The following is a 20,774-nucleotide window of genomic DNA, read 5'->3' on the forward strand; positions in this document are numbered from 1 at the left end:
ATGAGGGATAAAGGAAAATTATTAATGTTTTTTTTAATCGGTTCAGAGGCTTTCTTTTTCATTGCCCTGATCATCGCCTATGTCTATTATCGCAATATTACACACGCGACAGATACGGTAACAGCCAACTTAAATGTACCGCGAGCAGCAGTTTTAACCTGTTGTTTGGTATTGAGTAGTGGTAGCCTCATGTGGAGTAAAAAAGCGTTTCTTAAAAATAAAACCACTCATTTTAAATTAGGCATGTCCATTACACTTTTACTTTCTACAGTATTTATGGTAGGGCAGATTATAGAATATATCGAGCTTTATAAAAAGCAGATCACGCTTGATAAAGATATATTCGGGTCAAGTTTTTTTACACTTACGGGCTTTCATAGTCTACATGTAATTATAGGAATTATAGCGATAGGTATACTCTTCTCATTCTCATTTATAAAATTTAAGAACCTAATTAAGAATGCGATTTCCGCGGTTGAGGTGTATTGGCATTTTGTGGATGTAGTGTGGCTGTTTGTTTTCTTTTTCGTTTATATAAAACCACTTTTATGACATTTAAAGATTTTCTATTATCGGCTAATAATTGGTCAGGGGCGTGGTTAATCAGTCTTCTGATTGTTTTTTGTTCAATGTGGTACTTCACCCGAGTGAATGGAATCAAATTATTTTTCGTAGCGCTTTTCATTGGGTTAATTTACCTGGTAACAGGCTCACCACTAATGCGCCTTCATGAATACGGGCTGCAGAGTGCAGCGATGATTCAACAAGTTGTTGTATTAATGATTGCGCCTGTTTTTATTTGGCATGCCATTTCCGGCACAAAATTAAGTAGCCAGAATGGCTCAATAAATACCACAAGATATACGCTGTTTTATTGGTTCACCGGCACATTTGCCATGTGGATTGCTCATTTTATCAATGCTAAAAAGGCGGCGGTTGTAACCGGTATGTCGATATGCGGGGTTGATTCTTCTTCCAATATATGGATTGCCCAAATTCCTGATGAAGCAGTATTGTTGTTTCTGCTAATTTCCGGGATTTTATTTTTCATGCCCATTTTTAATAATAACAAACGAATTAATCCTTTAGCTCAAATAATATACCTGTTTACATCTTGTGTGAGTTGTTCTATTTTGGGTTTATGGGTAGCATTTTCAGCTTCTATCTCGCCATATGGTCTTGCTAGTATTACGCATCCTGTAACAATCTCACTACAACAAGATCAGGAATTGGCAGGAATGATTATGTGGGTGCCGGGATGTATCTTGTATGTTTCAATGTCATGTTATATAGCCATACAATGGCTTGAAGGAAAGAATCAAATTCCTGAAAATCTTCCTGTAATAGAGAAAAAACGGGCTATTACTGCCGAAAATCAGCAAGCTGTAATTGCAAATACCTAAGAAAGAAATCGCCATGGAGAGAAAATATAAAGCCCAGCCTGAGAAATTACCTAAGCCTACTTACTGGCCATTTTTTTTGGCTCTAAGCTGTATGTTGATAGTTTGGGGATTTGTAAGTAATGTGATCGTATCTGCTGTAGGGGTGGTTGTATTTATTATTGCTCTTGCCGGATGGATCACAGATTTACACAGGGAGCAGCTAAAAAAGGAAAAAGGCGATGAGTTGTAATTGTAACAGTGGTAAAAAAGAGCAGCAGAGTAGAAGAAGCTTTTTAAGCAAGCTTATCTATAGTATTATGGGAATAGTTACAGTTATTCTGGCCATACCATTTATTACGGCAATGCTGGAGCCATTTCTGCGGCAGAAAAAACCAGGATGGAGAAGAGTTGCAGAAGCTAATGATTTTAAAATAGGTGAAACTAAAAAAGTAACATTTAAGAATTCAACTTTATATAAATGGAGCAGTGATATTTCAAAAACAGCCGCATACGTACGTCGTGATAATGATAATGAGTTTATAGCATTTAGTGTGAATTGCTCCCATTTAGGTTGCCCCGTACGTTGGGAAGACAAACCTCAATTATTCTTTTGTCCGTGCCATGGGGGTGCGTTTTACAGGGATGGATCACGAGCAGCAGGCCCACCTAACCGCGGGTTATATAAATATCCTATAAGAATAAAAAATGGAAGTGTAGAGCTAGAGACTCAAGCAATACCAATTACAAATATTACAGTATGAAGATACTGAGAAGAATAGGAAAGTGGTTAAATGATAGAGGCAAATTTGCAGATATTGTAAAGCCGTTAAAAACACATTTAGTACCACCGGGGACTAAATGGAATTATATATGGGGTAGTGGTGTGCTTTTTTGTTTTACCGTGCAGGTAATTACGGGTATAGCTCTCTCGTTTATGTATCAACCTTCAGTAAATGCAGCATATGAATCTTTGCAGCATATAGAGAATGAAGCTTTTTTAGGAAGTTTTATACGGGGATTACATAATTGGGGAGCTTCTGGCATGGTAGTGTTGCTGGGAGTACATATGGCAAGGGTATATCTCAATGCAGCCTATAAATATCCCAGGGAAATGAGTTGGATAAGTGGCGTTTTTCTTCTGGGCATCACGGTTACCATGGCTTTTACAGGACAGCTGCTGAGATGGGACGGTAATGGAGTCTGGACGGCAATTCTGGGAGCAGAACAAATGGGGAGAATACCTGTAATAGGCGATTATGTAGCCTATTTTTTTCTGGGAGGAAAGACAATGGGAGGGCAGACACTAAATCGCTTTTTTAGTATGCATGTATTTCTTTTACCCGGTCTTCTATCTGGAATCATAGGCTATCATATTTTTCTCGTTTTCAAAAACGGAATCTCAGAACCACCCAAACCGGGAAGACTTGTCAACCCAGCTACGTACAGGAAGTGGTATGATAAGCTTTTAAAGAAAAAAGGCCTTCCTTTTTTTCCTGATGTCATCTGGCGTGATGTAGTTTTTACACTAGTTGTACTTTTAATTCTTATAGCTCTGGCCTTTCTTGTGGGGGCACCCAAACTAACTAAACCACCAGATCCCACAATCTTAGAAGTAGAACCAAAACCAGATTGGTATTTTAAGTGGCTGTATGCGATTTTTGCCACCATGAACCGGAAATTAGAACCCTATTTCCTATTTTTTGGTCCATTAATAGGTGGGATCATCCTCTTTTCTATTCCTTTTTTGTCTAAAGGTGGGGAGCGTCACCCTATAAAACGACCCTGGGCGATTGCAGGAATCATATTTGTCATAGTAACTTTAGGTTCATTAACATACATAGGCATGATAGCACCATGGGTTCCTAAATTTGATGCAGAACCTGTTTCTGCTTATATAGCTCTGCCCGCTGAAAATGAAAACCAGGTGAAAAAAGGTGTTGAACTTTTTAATACTATGGGATGTATTTATTGTCATAAAATAGGAAAAAAAGGAGGCCTTAGAGGACCCGATCTCACTAAGGTGGAAAAACGACTTACAAAAGATCAAATGATAATTAGGATTACTAATGGTGCAGAGAATATGCCTGCTTATGGGGGTTCATTATCAAGCGAAGAACTTGACGATTTGATATCATTTCTTGCTGCCGAAAAGCAGCAGAAATAACCTTTTTCTAATGCTTTTGCAATTAATTAAACTATGCTCAGGCATTTTTCCCGTGCCATGTGGTTCTCTCCAGCTAAACCCGTCTGTAATTAAAATATCTTCTTTTCATACATTAGTAGCAGTAGTGGGTCTCATGATTGAACCATCGCCATGTTCTCCTATTTGGAATCAGTTTTTCATTTGATGAATTCTCGAATGAATTCACTAATTAATGGGTATATTTAGCTACTTTTTGGCACTAGAAGGCCAATTTTTATACTTATTCTTTCATACGCATACATATATCAATAAATGCAGTTAGTTTTTAAATTCCTCTCAATCGTTGTAGCTATTGCAATGCTAAGTTCTTGTACCTCTCAAGAAGAGAATATCTATAAAATAGGGTTTTCTCAATGTACCAGTAACGCAGATTGGAGAAAAGATATGAATTACTCAATGCGGGTAGAAGCTTCAGTACATTCTAATGTAGCACTTACTATTACTGACAGTAAAGACGATCCACAACAGCAGATAAGAGACATTGAAAAAATGATTCTTGATGAGATGGATGTAATAATAGTTTCACCCCTGGAGCCTAATTTAATTGTTAATGTCATAGACAAAGCTGTCGCAGCAGATATTCCTGTAATTTTATTAGATAGAAAGATCAATTCTGCCAATTATACGGCCTATCTGGGAGCAGATAATATTGAAGTAGGCAGAAATGCTGGCAAGTATATATTGTCTTCTACAAAAGATGAGGTTAACATAATTGAGGTAAAAGGTGGCGACTCTTCAACACCCGTAATAGAAAGAAGTCTTGGGTTTCATCAGGTAGTTGATAACAACGAGCGTGTGCATATTGTAGGTACATTAAATGGCAGAAAAGGAGGACTTGCGCAAGATAAGTTTAAGGATCTCATTAATTCACTGGGTGCTGGCAATATAGATTATGTTTATTTTTTTAATGATGAGATGGCAAGAGATGGATGGAAAGTGGCTAAAGAACTGGGAGTAGAGCATGAGATCAAGTTCATAGGGGTAGATGGTCTTAATGGCCCTGATGGTGGTATACAAATGGTACAGGATGGTATTCTGGATGCTACATTACTTTATCCTACAGGTGGGTCTGAAGTCATAAAACTTGCTCTTAAAATATTAAACGGTGAAGAGGTTCCTAAAACCAGTCTTCTTGCAACTACTGTGATTGATAAGTTTAATGCCGGTATTATGAAAGATCAGCTCAACAGGATCAATCAGCAACAAACCGAAATTGAACACCAGGTTGATACTATTGTACAAAAAGAAGAGCTGTATGCTTCTCAAAATGTTCTGCTTAAACTATCACTGCTGTTTATTATTATCATATTATTTCTTATTGTCTATGCTATTTTCTCAGTAACCGCGATCAGAAAGAAAAACAGACAGCTACAGTTAACCAATACGAAGATCACCATTCAAAGAAATCAAATAGAAAAAATTGCTAATCAGGTTAAAGAAAGCAACGAAGCTAAAATTAATTTTTTCACCGGTCTTTCGCATGAATTAAAAACACCTATAACTTTAATTCTAAGTTCTATAGAATCAATAGGTGAAACTGTAAAAGAGAAAGGTTCTAAGTTGGGTAATGAAGTTGAGCTTATCTACAACAATTCTAACCGGCTATTAAAGCTTATAAATCAACTACTTGACTTTAGAAAAAGTGAAGATCGTAAATTTGGTTTGAAAGCTTCTAAAACTAATATTTTCGCTTTTTCATCAAACGTTTATAATGAATTTAAAAGAGAGGCAAAAAAGAGAGGTATTACCTTCAATCTAAAAAGCAACAATCAGGATCTTGATTTATATTTTGATAGAAATTTAATGGATAAAGTTTATTTTAATATCCTCTCAAATGCCTTTAAATTCACTCCGGATAATGGTAAAATCGAGATTGAGATAGATGATCACAAAGACAAAGATTACGCCACCATTATCTTTAAAGATACTGGTATAGGTATACCAGAACAAGAACTGGAAAATGTTTTTCAGGCATTTTTTAAAGGTTCTAATAATAGGAAAAATAGTTCTGGTATTGGTTTGCACTTAACGAAAGAATTAGTAGAACTGCATCAGGGAAAAATAACTGTTAAGTCTCTTAAAGGAACGGAATTTAAAATAACACTTTACAAAGGCAAGTCTCATTTTAGTCAGGATGATATTATACAGGAGCCTGATATTTTAAGTAATAATAGAAAAGATCTTATAGGCGAGCTTGAAGCGAATTATTATGTAAATCCTAATCCTGCTTATGATGATGATCACTATAGCATTTTAATAATAGAAGATAATAAAGAACTCTCTGGTTTCCTGAGCAAAAAGTTGAGCGAACAGTATAATATATTTCTATCAGATGGTACAGATGCTCTTGAAAAGGCTTTTGATGTTATACCAGACATTATTCTTTGTGATATAAATCTGCCAGAGAAAGATGGTTTTGAAATATGTGAAGAGCTTAAAAATGATTTACGCACTTCTCATATTCCTACAGTCATCCTCACCGCCTTAAGTGATAAGGAATCTTACATTAAAGGTTTACAAGCGGGAGCAGATCTTTATTTAACTAAGCCGTTTAGTTATTCCATATTAATACAGTCACTCAAGTCACTCTTATACAACAGGGAGAAACTCAGATTTTATTTCACTAACAATATTCACAAGATCGAGACATCAGATTCTTTTGGGAATATTGAGCAGACATTTTTACGCAGTATAAATGAAAAGATAGATGAGCATATTGAAGACAGTCAATTCTCTGTAGAACATTTAGCAGAAGAACTCAAAATTTCAAGAGTTCAATTGTACAGAAAAGTTAAGGCGCTCCTGGGAATTAGCATAAGTGAGTACATAAATGATAAACGCCTCACAAAGGCAAAAAACTATCTTTTAGATTCGCAATTATCTATTTCAGAGATTGCATATCATGTAGGATATTCTTCTCCGGGATATTTTTCAACCTCCTTCAAGAACAAATATGGCATTACCCCAAACAGCTTTAGAAACAGCGCTTAATTTTTGAACCTTAAATATGTAACTAAACTGAAAGTCATGTATCAAATTTATAATTACAACGTTTGAGTAGAATGGCGAATTAAATTTATAGAACTGATAATCAGTTATTTAATAAATTTTAACTTAGGTTTATCATTTTTAGAAGTCTTTGCAGTATTCTTAAAATAGATACCAAAATATTACATATATATTAGTTTTTCATTAATCTAATACTATATGCAAAGAACAATACTTCTCTCTTTCAACCGGAATTCTTTCATTTCGTTACGACTCATTTCTCTTCCATCTATTTGTATCAGCTCTAATTAATTCTTTCTAAGAATTAGTCTTGGGTTAAATTCTTTATACCATATAAGCAGATAAATAAGAGACCTAACTAAAATCAATTAACACTAAACAATCACAATTATGAAGTTTAAATTATTAATGTTCTATATTTTTTGTCCGGCAGTTTTTGTCTGGGGGCAAACTATAGATATAAGTGGTGTTGTAACCTCTGCAGATGATGGGGTTCCTCTTCCCGGGGTTTCTATTCAGGTAGAAGGCACACAGCAAGGGGCAATCACAGATTTTGATGGTAATTATACACTGCAAAATGTTGCTGCAGAAGGGACACTTGTTTTCAGTTACATTGGCTTTACGACTCAACGAGTAAACGTAAATAATCAATCTACTATAAATGTAGTGTTAGTAGCAGATGCTCAGCAGCTTAGCGATGTTATTGTAACAGGATATGCTCGAGAGCGAAAGGTTGACCTGACTGGGGCTATAAGTGTGGTAGAAATGGCGCCTATACGAGAAGCAAGTATGAGTTCGGGTAGTCCTATTCAGGCTATGCAAGGAAGGGTTCCGGGACTTTTTGTAGAAAAATCTGGTGATCCTACCGGGAGTAGTAACCGTATTCTTATTCGTGGAGTGAATACTTTAGGAAATAATGAACCGCTATATGTAATTGATGGTGTTCCTACTGTGAGACAGGAAGTATTCTCAAGTATCAATCCAAGTACAATAGTTTCTGTACAAGTGCTTAAAGATGCCTCTGCCTCCTCTTTATATGGTTCAAGAGCATCAAACGGTGTTATTATCGTCACAACAAAAAATTCAACACGGGACGAAAAACTAAATGTATCATTTAATACTAATTTCTCAGTACTTACAGAGAAGAAGCAGCGCTATAACATGCTTAATGCGGCAGATCGTGGCAAAGTGCTGTGGGAGGCATCAGTAAATGATAACTCTGATCCTAATTCTGGTTATGGCGAAATCTATGATTTTGACTGGAATGGAGATTTCAATAATCCCATATTAAATAGCGTAAGCGTTGATCAGTATGTTGGCGGAAATACAAATGTACCTTCAGGTGATACAGATTGGCAGGATGAATTGTATGAAACCGGGTACGTTGTTAATAATGATCTTACGGTTTCCGGGGGAAATGATAAAGTATTTGCACTTATTAATCTGGGTTATCTGGAGAATACCGGTATTCTAAAATATACAGGTTATGATAGATATAGTGCTAAACTAAATTCTAATGCCAAATTATTCAATGACAGAGTAAGAATAGGTGTTAATACACAATTCTACACTTCTAAAGAAACACTGGCTTCTACAGATGTGGGTAATGCTCCTACGCCAGGTCTAGGAGTAAATCTGGCGCCTACCATTCCGGTTTATACTGCTACTGGTGAATATGCGGGTCCTTTGGGTTCTGGTTATTCCGACAGAAATAACCCGCTTTACATGCAGTATATAAACAGATGGGATAACACTAAAAGAACAACCATTTTTGGGAATATTTTTGGTGAAGTTGATATTCTGGAGAACCTGACATTTAGAACAAGTCTGGGTCTTGATCATTATCGTACAGATGCTAAAGATATAGAACCCACTGTGGCTAATGGTTTTATTACCAGAACAGTTAACAGCTTGATGCTAAACCATCAGAATTTCTCAAGTTTAGTTTTTTCAAATACATTAAATTATAAATTAGAACTGGGTGAGCACCGCTTTGACGTTTTGGTAGGAACTGAGTCTATTGAGAATAATTTAAAGACAACTACTGCTACAGCTCAGGATTTTGCTGTAGAAAGTGAATCTTATTATGTACTGGCAGCTGCTACCGGCCAAAGAACAAATTCAGGAACTGAGTCTGGTGATGCACTTTTTTCTCAATTCGGAAAAATAAGTTACGGTTATTCAGATAGATATCTTGCATCGGTGACACTGCGACGAGATGGTTCTTCAAAATTTGGTGCAGATAACAGATATGCTATCTTTCCTGCGGTTACAGCGGGTTGGCGAATTAGCAATGAAGAATTTTTACGAAATAGTCCCAAAATAACTAACCTTAAACTTCGTGCTGGTTATGGAGTTGTAGGTAACCAGTTTATAGGTGATTTTGCCCGATTTGGACTCTATGAAGCCCGATATGGTCCTGTAGAGTATAGATATGTACAAGGTTCTTTTAGTGAGTGGTACAATGTAGGTACAGCTTATGACCTTAACGGAAATAATAGTGGTAACCTACCGGCGGGCTTTGTTTCAATACAAGCATCAAACCCGAGTCTTAAATGGGAAGAAACCAAAGAGGTAAACCTTGGTGTAGACTTTGCTTTCTTCGATAATTCATTAGCAGGTTCATTTGATTACTTTACCAGAAACACAGATGGTATTTTAATACAACCGCCTATAGCATCAGCCGTAGGTGAGGGCCGCGAGAAATGGTTAAATGGTGCTTCTACTCGTACAAATGGGTGGGAATTAAACCTGTCTTACTCAAAGAATGTCTCAGATGATCTTTCGTTTTCGGTATCTACCAATTTTGGTGCGTTTAAAGATAAAATAACAGATTTGCCAGAGGAGGCTATGACGGCTTACCCCGGTACTGCTTTGAACTCTATTATAGGTCATTCACAATTCTCGATTTTTGGATATAAAACTGACGGATTATTTCAAAGTCAGGCTGAGGTAGATGAACACCCTACGGGAGGTGCTCAGGTAGGTAATGCACGCCCAGGAGGAATACGTATTGTAGACATTAACGATGATGGAGTTATTAATTCTGATGATAGAGACTGGCTTGGTACTACATTACCAAAAATGGAATATGGGGTACGAATAGATGTTTCATATAAAGATTTTGACTTCTCCTTATTTGGATCTGGTGTTACAGGCAGAATAGGAGTAGACCCCTACATAATGTATAACAATTTTGTACCTGGTAGGGAGAATGCAGGACCTGGTACTCTTAATGCCTGGTCTCCTACTAATACAAATACAGATATACCTTCGTTAAGTCTTGTAAATAACCTTACAGAGAATTCAGATTACATCTACAGAAACAATTCTTATTTCAAATTAAGAAATATTCAGGTAGGTTACTCATTACCAAATGATTTGATTGAAAAGTGGGCGGGCATGACAAATCTAAGAGTCTACTTGCAAGGAGAGAACTTATTGTGGTTCACACCTGATGGTTATATAGGTTCTGACCCAGAACGCACTGAAATTAATTCAATACCGGTACCCACTACATTTTCGGTAGGATTAAATGTAAATTTTTAAAAAATGAAAGCGATGAAGAATATAAAAGCAGCGATACTAATAATGTTATTCGCTATAAGTATAAACTCCTGCAACAGTGACTTTCTTGAGGTAGAACCCTCTGGAGTATTATCATCTGATAATGTTGCGACAGCAGAAAATGCAGAAGGACTTGTGATAGCAGCATATTCTGCAATAGGTAATGATAATATTGCAGGACCCATAACTAACCCTTGGGTCTATGGAAGTGTACGAGCAGATGATGCATATAAAGGCGGCGGCGGCCGCACAGATTTAGGGGAAATTGACAGGTATGAGCAATATAACCTTACAATTCCTGATGCCGGAGATCTTATGGCACCTAAAACCTGGGAAAACTATTATAAAGCTATTTCCAGAGCAAATTTTGCTTTAAGGGTTATTAATGAAGTGCCAGATGCAGATTATGCAGATAAAACAACACGCATTGCAGAACTTCGGTTTCTAAGAGGACATTCTCATTTCATGCTTAAATTAATGTTTAAACATATTCCATACATAACAGAAGATTTAACCGATGAGCAGATATTAGAAACCTCTAATGATATGTCTAATGATGAGTTGTGGGATGCTATTGCACAAGACTTTTTGTTTGCTTTCAATAATCTACCACAGACACAAGAGCAGGTGGGAAGAGCAGATAAAAATGCGGCGGCTGGTTATTTAGCTAAACTAAGGTTATACCAGGCGTACGAACAAGATGAGCAAAATCAGGTTGTAAATATCAATACATCACGTTTACAGGAGGTTATTGACTATGCAGATGCAGTAACAGGAAGTCTGGAAGCTGATTTTGCAGATAATTTCCTGCCAGGTTATGAGAATGGCCCTGAATCGATTTGGGCGGTTCAGTTTTCGCTTAACGATGGTACAGAGGTAGGGAGGGGTAGTTATGCTACGGCTCTTAATTCGCCCACAGGGTCGTCATTTTATGGTTGCTGTGGTTTTCACCAGGCTAGTCAAAATATGGTAAATGCATTTAAGACCGATGCTTCAGGTTTGCCATTACTTGAGACTTTTAATGATGCAGATATGACAGATGTAGATAATTATGGAAGCATAGATCCCAGATTTGATCATACAGTAGGTTTTCCTGACAGACCATTTAAATACAGAAATACAGTAGAAGAACAAGGTGATTTGTTATATAAAACAAGCTGGGCAAGAGACCCGGGAGTATATGGTTTTTATGGTAACATGAAAGAACAACAAGCACCAGATTGTTCATGCTGGGTCAAACAGGGACCTTTTATAGCAACATCTGTAAATTACAGATTTATACGCTATGCAGATGTCTTGCTGTTTAAGGCAGAGGCTTTAATACAATTAGGAAGGCAGGATGAAGCTTTGCCTCTTATAAATGAAGTGCGTACCAGAGCAGCATCAAGCACAGAGCGTCCTCTTGCAGCCGGTGCAAGTAACGTTTATAATATTGGTTTATATGATTCTTTCCCCAGTAAAGAATACGCCCTTGAAGCATTAAAATTTGAGAGAAGACTTGAATTTGCTATGGAAGGATGGCGCTTTTTTGATCTGGTTAGATGGGGTGATGCAGAAGAAGTTCTCAACGCTTATTTAGAAGTTGAGAAGACTAAGCATGACTACTTATCTAATGCGCATTTTACTGCCGGGAGGGATGAATATTTTCCTATTCCACAAAAAGAAATTGATTTCACTCGTGGTCTTTATAAGCAAAACCCAGGCTACTAGTTTCACTTAGCACGATAACTCAATCTAAATAAATTAATAAATAATGAATAGTATGAAATTTAAATTAATCATTTTCTGTTTGTGTTTAACACAACTGGCACTTGCACAGGAAAATCCTATAGGTGATTTTAGTTACAACAAAGACATAGGTAATCCTAAACTGGCAGGTTCTGCTACTTACGATGAAGAGAGTCAGACTTACACCATTAAAGGTGCGGGTTATAATATTTGGGGTCAGCGTGATGAGCATCATTACCTGTACAATAAGCTAAAAGGGGATTTTATTGTTACAGCAAATTTTGAATTTGTAGGTGATAATGAGGTTCATAGAAAAATTGGCTGGATGGCACGTGCTTCAGAGCAGGACAATGCAGTTATGGTGGGTGGTTTTTTACATGGTGATGGCCTTACTGCAGGCCAGTGGCGAGAGCGAAGAGGTGCAGATATGCAAAATCCCGAAGATGATGTTTGGGCCTCTAAGCGATTTTTTCAGATCATTCAGTTAGAACGCAAGGGTAACACTTTTATAGTGAGAGCAGCGCATCCCGGCGAGCCTTTTGAAGAAATTAGTTCTAAAGAGCTGGATTTTATGCCAGAGGAGGTTTTAGCAGGTATTGTAATTGGTTCTCATGATGAGGATGTTGTAGAAACTGCAAAAGTGTGGAATGTTAGAATTGATCAGCCGGTTGCAGAAGATTATAATCCTAACTCAGAAGGGTGGATAGGTTGCAGACTGGAAACAATGAATGTTTTTGACGGTAAGCGTAAAGTGATACATACAAAAGATGGTCGTTTTGAAGCTCCTAACTGGATGCCTGATGGAGATAAACTGATTTTTAATATGGATGGCTCTTTGTATACGATACCTAAAGATGGTGGCGATCTTGCAAAAGTCAATACTGCGTCTGCAGACGATTTGAATAATGATCATTGTATTTCTTTCAATGGTAAAATGATAGGTATAAGTCACAATGATGGTAATGGCTCAAATGTATTTGTCTTACCTCTTACCGGGGGTGAACCGCAAGCTGTGACAACAGATGCACCTTCATATCTTCATGGCTGGGCGCCAAATAATAAGGAAGTCGTGTATGTTGCCCAAAGAGGTGGAAGTAAGATCTATGATATTTATAGAAAGTCAATAAAAGGTGGTAAAGAAGAAAAACTTACAGATAATAAGAAGCTTGAGCACGTTGATGGTTGTGAGTATTCTCCTGATGGCAAATATATTTATTACAATGGTTCTCAAAAAGGTGGTACCATGCAATTGTGGAGAATGAAACCAGACGGAAGCAACAAAGAACAGTTGACCTTTGATCAATATAACAACTGGTTTCCTCACATTTCTCCAGATGGTAAATGGATAGCTTTTATATCATTTGAACCCACTATTGAATTAAATGGGCATCCTTCCTACAAAAGAGTAATGCTAAGGTTGATGCCCGTTTCTGGCGGGGCGCCAAAGGTAATCGCTTATTTATATGGAGGGCAGGGAACTTTTAATGTGAATTCCTGGTCGCCAGATAGTAAGCACATTGCTTTTGTAAGTAATTCCTCAAAATAATGAATTGAATTTGAATTGTTTTTAAGTGTTGACTTTTTAGTTATGGTTGGGTTGCAGAGTTAGAACTGCAACTCAACCTTTTAAACATTTTAGAAATTAATACAGAAAAAAATAAATTTCAGGTACATTTACTATCGTTGTAATTATTAATAATCTTATAAATTATAAAAATGTCTTTTAAAAAAATTACTAAACTATCCTGTCTTGCTATTATATGCCTGCTATTCTCTAATGGGCTTTTTGCACAGAAGCAATTCAAAGTACTGCTTGTTACAGAAACCGCTGGCTGGCATCATGAGTCAATAGATAATGGTATTGTAGCCATAAAAGAATTAGCAGCAACTCACAATTTTGATGTTACCAGACAACAAGACGCTATTAAGATTACAGAAGAAGGCCTTAAACCTTATGATGCAGTTATATTTTTAAGCACTACAGCAGATATTTTTGACGAAAACGAGCAAAAAGCTTTTGAAAAATATATAGAATCAGGAAAAGGTTATGTAGGTATACACGCAGCTTCAGATACAGAATACGACTGGGAGTGGTATACAAAACTTGTGGGTAGAATGTTTCACATACATCCCGAACAACAAACTGCAAAACTCAAAATACTTGATCACAATTTTCCCGGGTTAGAACATTTTCCTGATACATTGTTGTGGACAGACGAGTGGTACGACTTTGGTAAAGAAAATGTTGACAATCTGCATTATCTGGTAGCTGTAGATGAAAATTCGTATAATCCGGTTGTAACATGGCAAAATCGGGATTTAGACCCAAAAACCGGGAAAATGGTAGACAGAAACAGCCAGGGCATGGGAGATTTGCACCCAATATCATGGTATCATGAGTTTGATGGTGGCCGTGCTTTTTATACAGCCTTGGGGCATATAGAGAAGGTTTATGAGAATCAATGGTTCTTAGATCATCTATATGGTGGTATTTATTACGCTGCTACGGGAAAAGGTATTGAGAAGAATAACAATACGTCAAAATAAACCAACTGACCAACCAATCTATTTTAAAAGCTATGACACATAGAAGAACATTTATAAAACAATCTGGATTAGCCCTCGCAGCAACGACAATTTTACCAAGTATAGTTTTTAGTGAAACTAAAAAGCATGCTATAGGTCTACAGTTGTATTCTCTAAGAGAAACGATAGGCAGCGACGTTAAAGGCACAATATCAAAAGTGGCAGATCTTGGTTTTAAAGAAGTAGAAACCTACGGCTATTCACAAGAGAATAAATTCTGGGGATTGTCTGTAAAAGAATTTAAAAGAATTCTTGATGATAACGGTCTTACAACACCCAGCGGTCATTATGGTGTAGATCCATTTTTAGCTCAAGGCGGAACAAAAGACGATTTTGCTTTTAACCTTGATGTGGCAAACGAGCTGGGGCAGAAGTACGTGATCGTCCCCTATATAGGCGGCAATTTGCGTAATTCTATAGATGACTATAAGCGTCTATCTCAAAAACTGAACGAAGCTGGTGAAATGTGCAGAAAAGCAGGATTAAAATTGGGATACCACAATCATGATTTTGAATTTACAGATTATGACGGGCAAAATGGTCTGGAAACTTTTCTTGCAAATACAGATAATAAAAATGTAGTTTTTGAAATGGATATTTACTGGGTTGTGCGTGCCGGGAGAGACCCAATTGAGCTAATGAATAAGTATCCCGGTAGATTTCCTCTATGGCATGTGAAAGATATGAGTAAGAAAAACGAAGATCTAAACACAGAAATTGGCAGCGGATCGATAGATTATAAAGCAATTTTCAGCGAAATGAAGAAATCTGGAGCTAAACATTTAATTATAGAACAGGAGAATTTTGAGATGGATGCTTATAAAAGTCTGGCTCAAAGCATCGAGTATATAAACAATGATCTGCTTTAGAAAAGCGGTATAAAACAGGTAAATATCGCCCGATTTAAGCTAAAAATCGCTGTATTTAGACACTGATAATCCCGTTAAATATCTGTGATACAGGTTTTTGAAAAGATATGAATCAAAAAAAGCCAAGACAAATGCCTTGGCTTTTATAATTGTAGCGAGAGGGGGGCACGATCCCCCGACCTCCGGGTTATGAAAATGAAAAATCGTCTATCAAAAATCCTTTAACTTGCTTAAAATCAATTGAATATATAAAATTCTATTTTACATAATATCATTTGATATCAAGGAATATGACAATTTGTTTTACCTATGTTGTACCTAAAATTGTGTAATTTAAATGTCTAAAATGGAAGTTATGGCATCAATTCAGACAGTTTTAAGGAATAAGCCCAATTCAAGACAATTGTATCCAATTGCTATTAGAATTACTAAAGATAGAAAAACCTCTTATATTTTCACAGGTCAGTATATTGAAAAAAATCATTGGAATGAGACCAAAGGATTGGTTAGAAAATCACATCCTGATGCATTGGCTATTAATCAATTAATTTTCTCCAAACTTAGCAAAGCAAATAAAAAACTTCTGGTTGCAGAATCAGAACGAGATTATCAATCTGTTTCTATCATAAAAACGAATATTGTCAAAAAAGAACGTTTTGATTTTTTCAGTGCTGTGAAAATTCAGTTGCGTAGATTGGAGGAAAGAGGACAGTTTCATCAGAGAGATGTAGTTAAAAGTAGAATGGATAAATTTAAAGCTTTTGCCAAATCAGATAAGTTACACTTCAATGAAATTACAGTAGATTTTTTAAAGCGTTTTGAAGCCTATCTCAAAAACGAGATTGGTTTAGCACACAGGACTACTGTAAATTACATGATTGCTATAAGAACGATCTATAATATAGCAATAGGCGAGAAGTGGGCAGAACGCAATCATTATCCATTTGGGAGAGGCGGTTATACCATTAAATTTCTAGAGTCAGATAAAATAGGTCTCAATGTAAAGGAAGTTAAACAATTGGAAAATGCTCAAGGCTTAACACCATCCCAACAACACGCATTGAATATTTGGTTGATCAGTTTTTACTTTGCCGGAATACGAGTAGGGGATGTACTGCAATTAAAATGGTCTGATTTTATAGATAATAGATTACGCTACCGTATGGGGAAGAACCAAAAGTTAGTTTCTCTTAAAATTCCTGAGAAGGCAAAACCTATATTGGAATACTATAAGAATCTGGCTGAGGACGATTTTGTATTTCAAGAGTTACGCTTTGTGGATCCTAAAAATGCTAAAATACTTCGTACACGAATTAAGACGGTTACCCGCACCTGCAATCGTCATTTAAAAAACATAGCAGAGCATCTAGGAATTTCTAAAAGTCTGAGTATGCATATCGCTCGTCACAGTTTCGGTAACATTTCTGGAAGTAAAATTCCCATTCAAATGTTGCAGAAGTTATACCGGCATTCATCGGTAACGACAACGATTATGTATCAATCTAATTTTATGCAGGATGATGTAGATGACGCATTAGATAATGTGGTGAATTTTTAATATAAGTTTATGAAATAATATGCTGATTAAAACCAACTCAAATATATATTGAATCAAAAAATAATAGTTAGTCTACTGAATAATAAAACATTTCTGATATTTACAAATAGTAAAAAAGAGGAATTTGGAAGACTATATAATAGGAATAGGTAAGCGCATTCGAGAAATTAGAAAAGAGAAAGGATTAACTATAAATACGGTAGCTGCAAATGCTGGGGTGAGTAATGGTTTGATCTCTCGTATAGAAAACGGAAGGACCATTCCTTCGCTACCGGTATTACTAAATATCATCAATGCTTTAGAAATCGGAGTGGCTGCGTTTTTTAACAGCCTTCCGCAAACCGGAAAAATAGCTTTCTTTATTTCCCGCAAAGGGGAAAATTCAATAATAGAAAAAGAAGATGATGCTAAAGGATTTCAATACAAATCGATTTTTGGCAAATCGCTTGCTTCTATAGCTTTTGAAGCTGTATTGCTGGAAATTCAGCCGGGCTCTGAACGAGCTAAAGTAGAAACAGACGCGTATGAATTTAAGTATATGCTGTCTGGTAAATGTGTCTATAGTATTGGGGAAGAAGAAGTAACCCTGAACGAAGGGGACTCTATATTCTTTGATGGCAGAATACCCCATGTGCCTATTAATCGGAGTGATGCACCTACATCTATGCTGGTGCTTTACTTTTATTTAAAAGATGTCGAAAGCTAATAGCGCTTTCAACATCTTATATATACAAAAGTATAAAGATCTATTTAATTAGGATTTTTTCAAGTTCAGTAACCACATTAAGAATATAATCTGGTTTTGCAGCTTCTAACTGTTCTTTAGTTTGTGCTCCGCTAAGAACACCTATTGTTAGACCGCAATTGGCATTTTTTCCCTCAATAATATCTATTTCAGAATCTCCTGCCTTTAGCACATGAGAAGAATTAGTAATATTAAACTGTTGCATTGCTTTCTGAATCATATCGGGTGCCGGCCTTCCATTTTTTACATCATCTGCTGTGATGAGCATATCTATCTCCTCACCTACATTCCACTCTAATTTTGCCAGTAATTTGGTTGCCGTTTTAGCATCATAACCAGTATTGAGAACCACATGAATATTATTACTCTTTAGTTTCTTGAAGAAAGATAGCATCCCGTCAAATGTGCCAATTTCGAGTGTATTATAAGCAACTTCTAATTCGGGTTTAAAAGCTGCAAATGCTGTTGCAGCTTCTTCTTTTATCGCAGAAGAATTGGTGCAATTCTGCAAGACATCTTTAATCGCTTGATGCTTTTCTTTACCAGCCCCAAATTCCAGTACATTATCTAGGGTTACATTGTAGCCTAAATCGTTAATGACTTTATGCACGGTTTTATAAACAATATTATTTTCATTTACGGTAGTTCCTGCCATATCAAAAACGACAAGTTTTATAGTATTCATACGATATTAATTAAGTATTGTGTTGAGGTGTTCTTTTGAGAATCCCGCGCTTCCGGTCATTCCTTTTCCACCAATTCCGGTGGCGATGTGAATGCGCGCTCCTAAGGTTTTGAGAAAAATATCCTGTGTCTTGCATTGAGAATAAATCCCGTACCACCGGTCCTGGATTTCGTAAGTAGGCAGATCGATTATTTTTTTAGCTTCGGCAATCATAAAATTGTCAATATCCATATTGAGACCGTAACCTAAATCTTCTATGCGATCAGCATCTGCATATTCGTGAGAATCGCCTAAAATCACAGAACCATCTGCAGCTTGTTTAAACAGAATGTGTACGCCCCATTTTTTCTCTAAACTATCCAGATTTTCTTTGACCTTAATTTCATTAAAAGAGGGACATTCATAAAAAGCTTCATAGCGTCTTATAGATAACCCGGTCAAAATAGAACCGGGTAGCGTGTAATTTTGCTGCGGCTTGGTTTGTAGCATTTGTAATTTAGAGAGCTGTAAATCGCTGTCTGCAAAAAGCTGCGGATAAAGGGTTTTAAAATCACTACCGTTGCAGATCAAAGTTTGATTGGCACTAAAAGTTCTTCCATCTGCAGTGGTGATGGAAACTTCGTCAGTGCTTTGATCAATGTGTATAGCTTTCGTATTTGAAAATAAATCCAGTTTTTTGTTGGCTATCAGAAACTGTTGCAACCGGTGAATCATCGTGCGCGGTTCTACTGTAACTTCATCCGGGAAAAACAAGCCGGCTTGTACATAATCTGCGCGTAAACCGGAATATTTTGACAGACATTCCCCTTTAGTGAGTAGTTTAGATGTGTAGTTATTTTGCTTATTGATAGCAGCCAGTTCTTCAATAAGCTGCAATTCTTCGGCATTAGAAGCCAGATATACAGATCCGTTTTGACGAATTGTAATATCAAAAAGTTTCTGAATTTTCTTATAGATACGCAGACTTTCGCGACCATAATTTTGCCATTTAGTATTCATACCAGAGGGTACAACCTGACCAAAATTACGTGTAGTTGCGCCTTGTGGCATCGCGCTTTGTTCAAGAATTGCTACGCTCAAACCTTTGTTTAATGCGTGGTAAGCGTGAAAGGTACCCAGAACACCTCCGCCTACAATAAGTAGATCGTATTTAGTTTTCATAAGTTAGAACGTTGAGATTGGCGTTGCGGTGTTTGTTTTTTAAATAGAAATAAGAAATGATAACACTACATGTTCCCAGTACGGAAAGGAGATAGGCACCGTTGATAAAAAACTGTAACCAGGATATTGCATTCATACCGAAGTTTTTATAAAGCAAAACGCCCATACTGCCCATATACCCAAAAGCATCTGCGAGATAAATTAAAAAACCGGCGTTGCCTTTAATGCGGAATGCAGCGATAAACCGGTCAAAAAATAAAGCGTTAAACGGAACATAGCAGATGTACAACCCAAAACCGGAGATCACCATCCAATAAAACGGACCGAGAATTTGCGCTTGTAGTAAAAAGGTCGCTATTCCTACCGAAAATGTACCGATTAATAAGATACCGTGATAGGTAAGCAAAGCTTTGAGATTGTCTTTTATCGCATAAACAGAGGCCAAGATTACCAAAACCAAAAGCGCAACGACCAGTTCTGAGGTGCTGTAAACTGCGATGTCTCCGGCGTATCCCAAACCATCCCAAAGCTCCCGGGCATAATTATCTCTAAGGTCTCTAAAGGCTGATAAAATGACATAAAAAGCAATCAGAATAAAAAGCGGAACAGCAAATTGCCTCAGTACATCATTGCGTTCTTTTTTGTGCATAGGTACGCGGGGTACGCGTAAAGCATTATCTTCTTCGGAAGGAGGAGGTATGGTCTCTAAAAGTTTGGCAAAGAAAACTAAGGGCAAAATAAATAGGGCTCCGGTTACAGCTGGCATCCAAAATTGCGAGACACCCCAAAACGACATGACCAATAAACCAATAGACTTTACCACTCCGCTTGAAACAATGAAGCTTGTACATAAAATGACTCCCAGTATTTCAGTGTATTTTCTGCCTTCGAGGTAGGAGAAAACGATGCCCCAGATCATTCCTAACGGCAGACCATTGAGAAACATAAAAATGATATTATAAGGCTGTGGGACAAAACCAAAAACGAGCAAGGCAACTTCAGAAACACCAATGAGTACTAGCAAATAAACAAGACGCTGTTTAGATTTTAATTCTGAGATAACTTTTATGCCTATAAATTTGGAGAGCATATAACCCAATACCTGAGCAATAAGGAGTAGTATTTTATAATCGATACCTAGTACACTTAAATTTTCAAAAGTGGCAACTGCAAAAGGTTTTCTAAAGGCATACATACAGAAATAAGCCCCAAAGGCAGCCAGAGAGGCACGGCTAATAAACGCAAAATCTTGTTTTTTGAAGCTCATGATTCTTTAATAAT

General features: G+C 36.8%; 16 protein-coding genes. 13 read left to right on the forward strand and 3 right to left on the reverse strand.

Annotated elements, in window-relative coordinates:
- Nucleotides 1-24: 24 nt before the first annotated feature.
- The 13 genes from ACH3O9_RS13535 (at nucleotide 25) to ACH3O9_RS13595 (ending at nucleotide 17,608) form a co-directional block, all read left to right on the forward strand.
- Nucleotides 25-552, forward strand: coding sequence for a cytochrome c oxidase subunit 3 (locus ACH3O9_RS13535; RefSeq protein ID WP_416441327.1), 528 nt, complete (start codon nucleotides 25-27; stop codon nucleotides 550-552).
- Nucleotides 549-1,403, forward strand: a complete 855-nt coding sequence (locus ACH3O9_RS13540; protein WP_416441329.1) for a cytochrome c oxidase assembly protein — start codon at nucleotides 549-551, stop codon at nucleotides 1,401-1,403. Before ACH3O9_RS13535 ends, ACH3O9_RS13540 begins: the two co-directional genes overlap by 4 nt.
- Before the next feature lie 13 nt (nucleotides 1,404-1,416).
- The gene (locus ACH3O9_RS13545; RefSeq protein ID WP_416441331.1) at nucleotides 1,417-1,632 is read left to right on the forward strand and encodes a cytochrome c oxidase subunit 4; all 216 of its coding nucleotides are present in this window, start codon (nucleotides 1,417-1,419) and stop codon (nucleotides 1,630-1,632) included.
- On the forward strand, nucleotides 1,622-2,143 hold the full coding sequence (locus ACH3O9_RS13550; protein ID WP_416441333.1) for a ubiquinol-cytochrome c reductase iron-sulfur subunit: 522 nt from the start codon (nucleotides 1,622-1,624) through the stop codon (nucleotides 2,141-2,143). The genes ACH3O9_RS13545 and ACH3O9_RS13550 overlap by 11 nt, the downstream gene beginning before the upstream one ends.
- A complete protein-coding gene (locus ACH3O9_RS13555) occupies nucleotides 2,140-3,546 on the forward strand; it encodes a cytochrome b N-terminal domain-containing protein (protein ID WP_416441335.1) in 1,407 nt (468 codons plus the stop codon). Before ACH3O9_RS13550 ends, ACH3O9_RS13555 begins: the two co-directional genes overlap by 4 nt.
- 291 nt (nucleotides 3,547-3,837) lie before the next feature.
- Entirely contained in the window at nucleotides 3,838-6,576 is a 2,739-nt protein-coding gene (locus ACH3O9_RS13560) for a substrate-binding domain-containing protein (RefSeq protein ID WP_416441337.1), read from the forward strand.
- Between the two features lie 408 nt (nucleotides 6,577-6,984).
- On the forward strand, nucleotides 6,985-10,143 hold the full coding sequence (locus tag ACH3O9_RS13565) for a SusC/RagA family TonB-linked outer membrane protein (protein ID WP_416441339.1): 3,159 nt from the start codon (nucleotides 6,985-6,987) through the stop codon (nucleotides 10,141-10,143).
- Nucleotides 10,144-10,155: 12 nt separating this feature from the next.
- Nucleotides 10,156-11,871 (forward strand): RagB/SusD family nutrient uptake outer membrane protein, encoded by a 1,716-nt coding sequence (locus ACH3O9_RS13570; RefSeq protein ID WP_416441341.1) that lies wholly within the window; start codon nucleotides 10,156-10,158, stop codon nucleotides 11,869-11,871.
- 52 nt (nucleotides 11,872-11,923) lie between these two features.
- Entirely contained in the window at nucleotides 11,924-13,435 is a 1,512-nt protein-coding gene (locus tag ACH3O9_RS13575) for a TolB family protein (RefSeq protein WP_416441343.1), read from the forward strand.
- Between the two features lie 170 nt (nucleotides 13,436-13,605).
- Nucleotides 13,606-14,436, forward strand: coding sequence for a ThuA domain-containing protein (locus tag ACH3O9_RS13580; protein WP_416441345.1), 831 nt, complete (start codon nucleotides 13,606-13,608; stop codon nucleotides 14,434-14,436).
- Between the two features lie 32 nt (nucleotides 14,437-14,468).
- Nucleotides 14,469-15,344: a sugar phosphate isomerase/epimerase family protein gene (locus tag ACH3O9_RS13585; protein WP_416441347.1), complete on the forward strand. Its 876-nt coding sequence runs from the start codon at nucleotides 14,469-14,471 to the stop codon at nucleotides 15,342-15,344.
- Nucleotides 15,345-15,690: 346 nt separating this feature from the next.
- Nucleotides 15,691-16,902 (forward strand): phage integrase SAM-like domain-containing protein, encoded by a 1,212-nt coding sequence (locus tag ACH3O9_RS13590; RefSeq protein ID WP_416441349.1) that lies wholly within the window; start codon nucleotides 15,691-15,693, stop codon nucleotides 16,900-16,902.
- A 124-nt stretch (nucleotides 16,903-17,026) separates the two neighbouring features.
- Nucleotides 17,027-17,608 (forward strand): helix-turn-helix domain-containing protein, encoded by a 582-nt coding sequence (locus ACH3O9_RS13595; RefSeq protein ID WP_416441351.1) that lies wholly within the window; start codon nucleotides 17,027-17,029, stop codon nucleotides 17,606-17,608.
- A 40-nt stretch (nucleotides 17,609-17,648) separates the two neighbouring features.
- On the opposite strand, the gene ACH3O9_RS13600 is transcribed toward ACH3O9_RS13595, so the two are convergent.
- Genes ACH3O9_RS13600 through ACH3O9_RS13610 form a run of 3 tightly spaced genes read right to left on the reverse strand, consistent with a single transcriptional unit; the run spans nucleotide 17,649 to nucleotide 20,760 of the window.
- The gene (locus tag ACH3O9_RS13600; protein WP_416441353.1) at nucleotides 17,649-18,332 is read right to left on the reverse strand and encodes a phosphonatase-like hydrolase; all 684 of its coding nucleotides are present in this window, start codon (nucleotides 18,330-18,332) and stop codon (nucleotides 17,649-17,651) included.
- A gap of 6 nt (nucleotides 18,333-18,338) precedes the next feature.
- Nucleotides 18,339-19,493, reverse strand: coding sequence for a TIGR03364 family FAD-dependent oxidoreductase (locus ACH3O9_RS13605; RefSeq protein WP_416441355.1), 1,155 nt, complete (start codon nucleotides 19,491-19,493; stop codon nucleotides 18,339-18,341).
- Complete coding sequence (locus tag ACH3O9_RS13610; RefSeq protein ID WP_416441357.1) at nucleotides 19,483-20,760, reverse strand: DUF5690 family protein; 1,278 nt, start codon at nucleotides 20,758-20,760, stop codon at nucleotides 19,483-19,485. Before ACH3O9_RS13610 ends, ACH3O9_RS13605 begins: the two co-directional genes overlap by 11 nt.
- Nucleotides 20,761-20,774 lie beyond the last annotated feature (14 nt).

It is taken from the genome of Leeuwenhoekiella sp. A16 (assembly GCF_047946675.1).
Lineage (GTDB): Bacteria > Bacteroidota > Bacteroidia > Flavobacteriales > Flavobacteriaceae > Leeuwenhoekiella.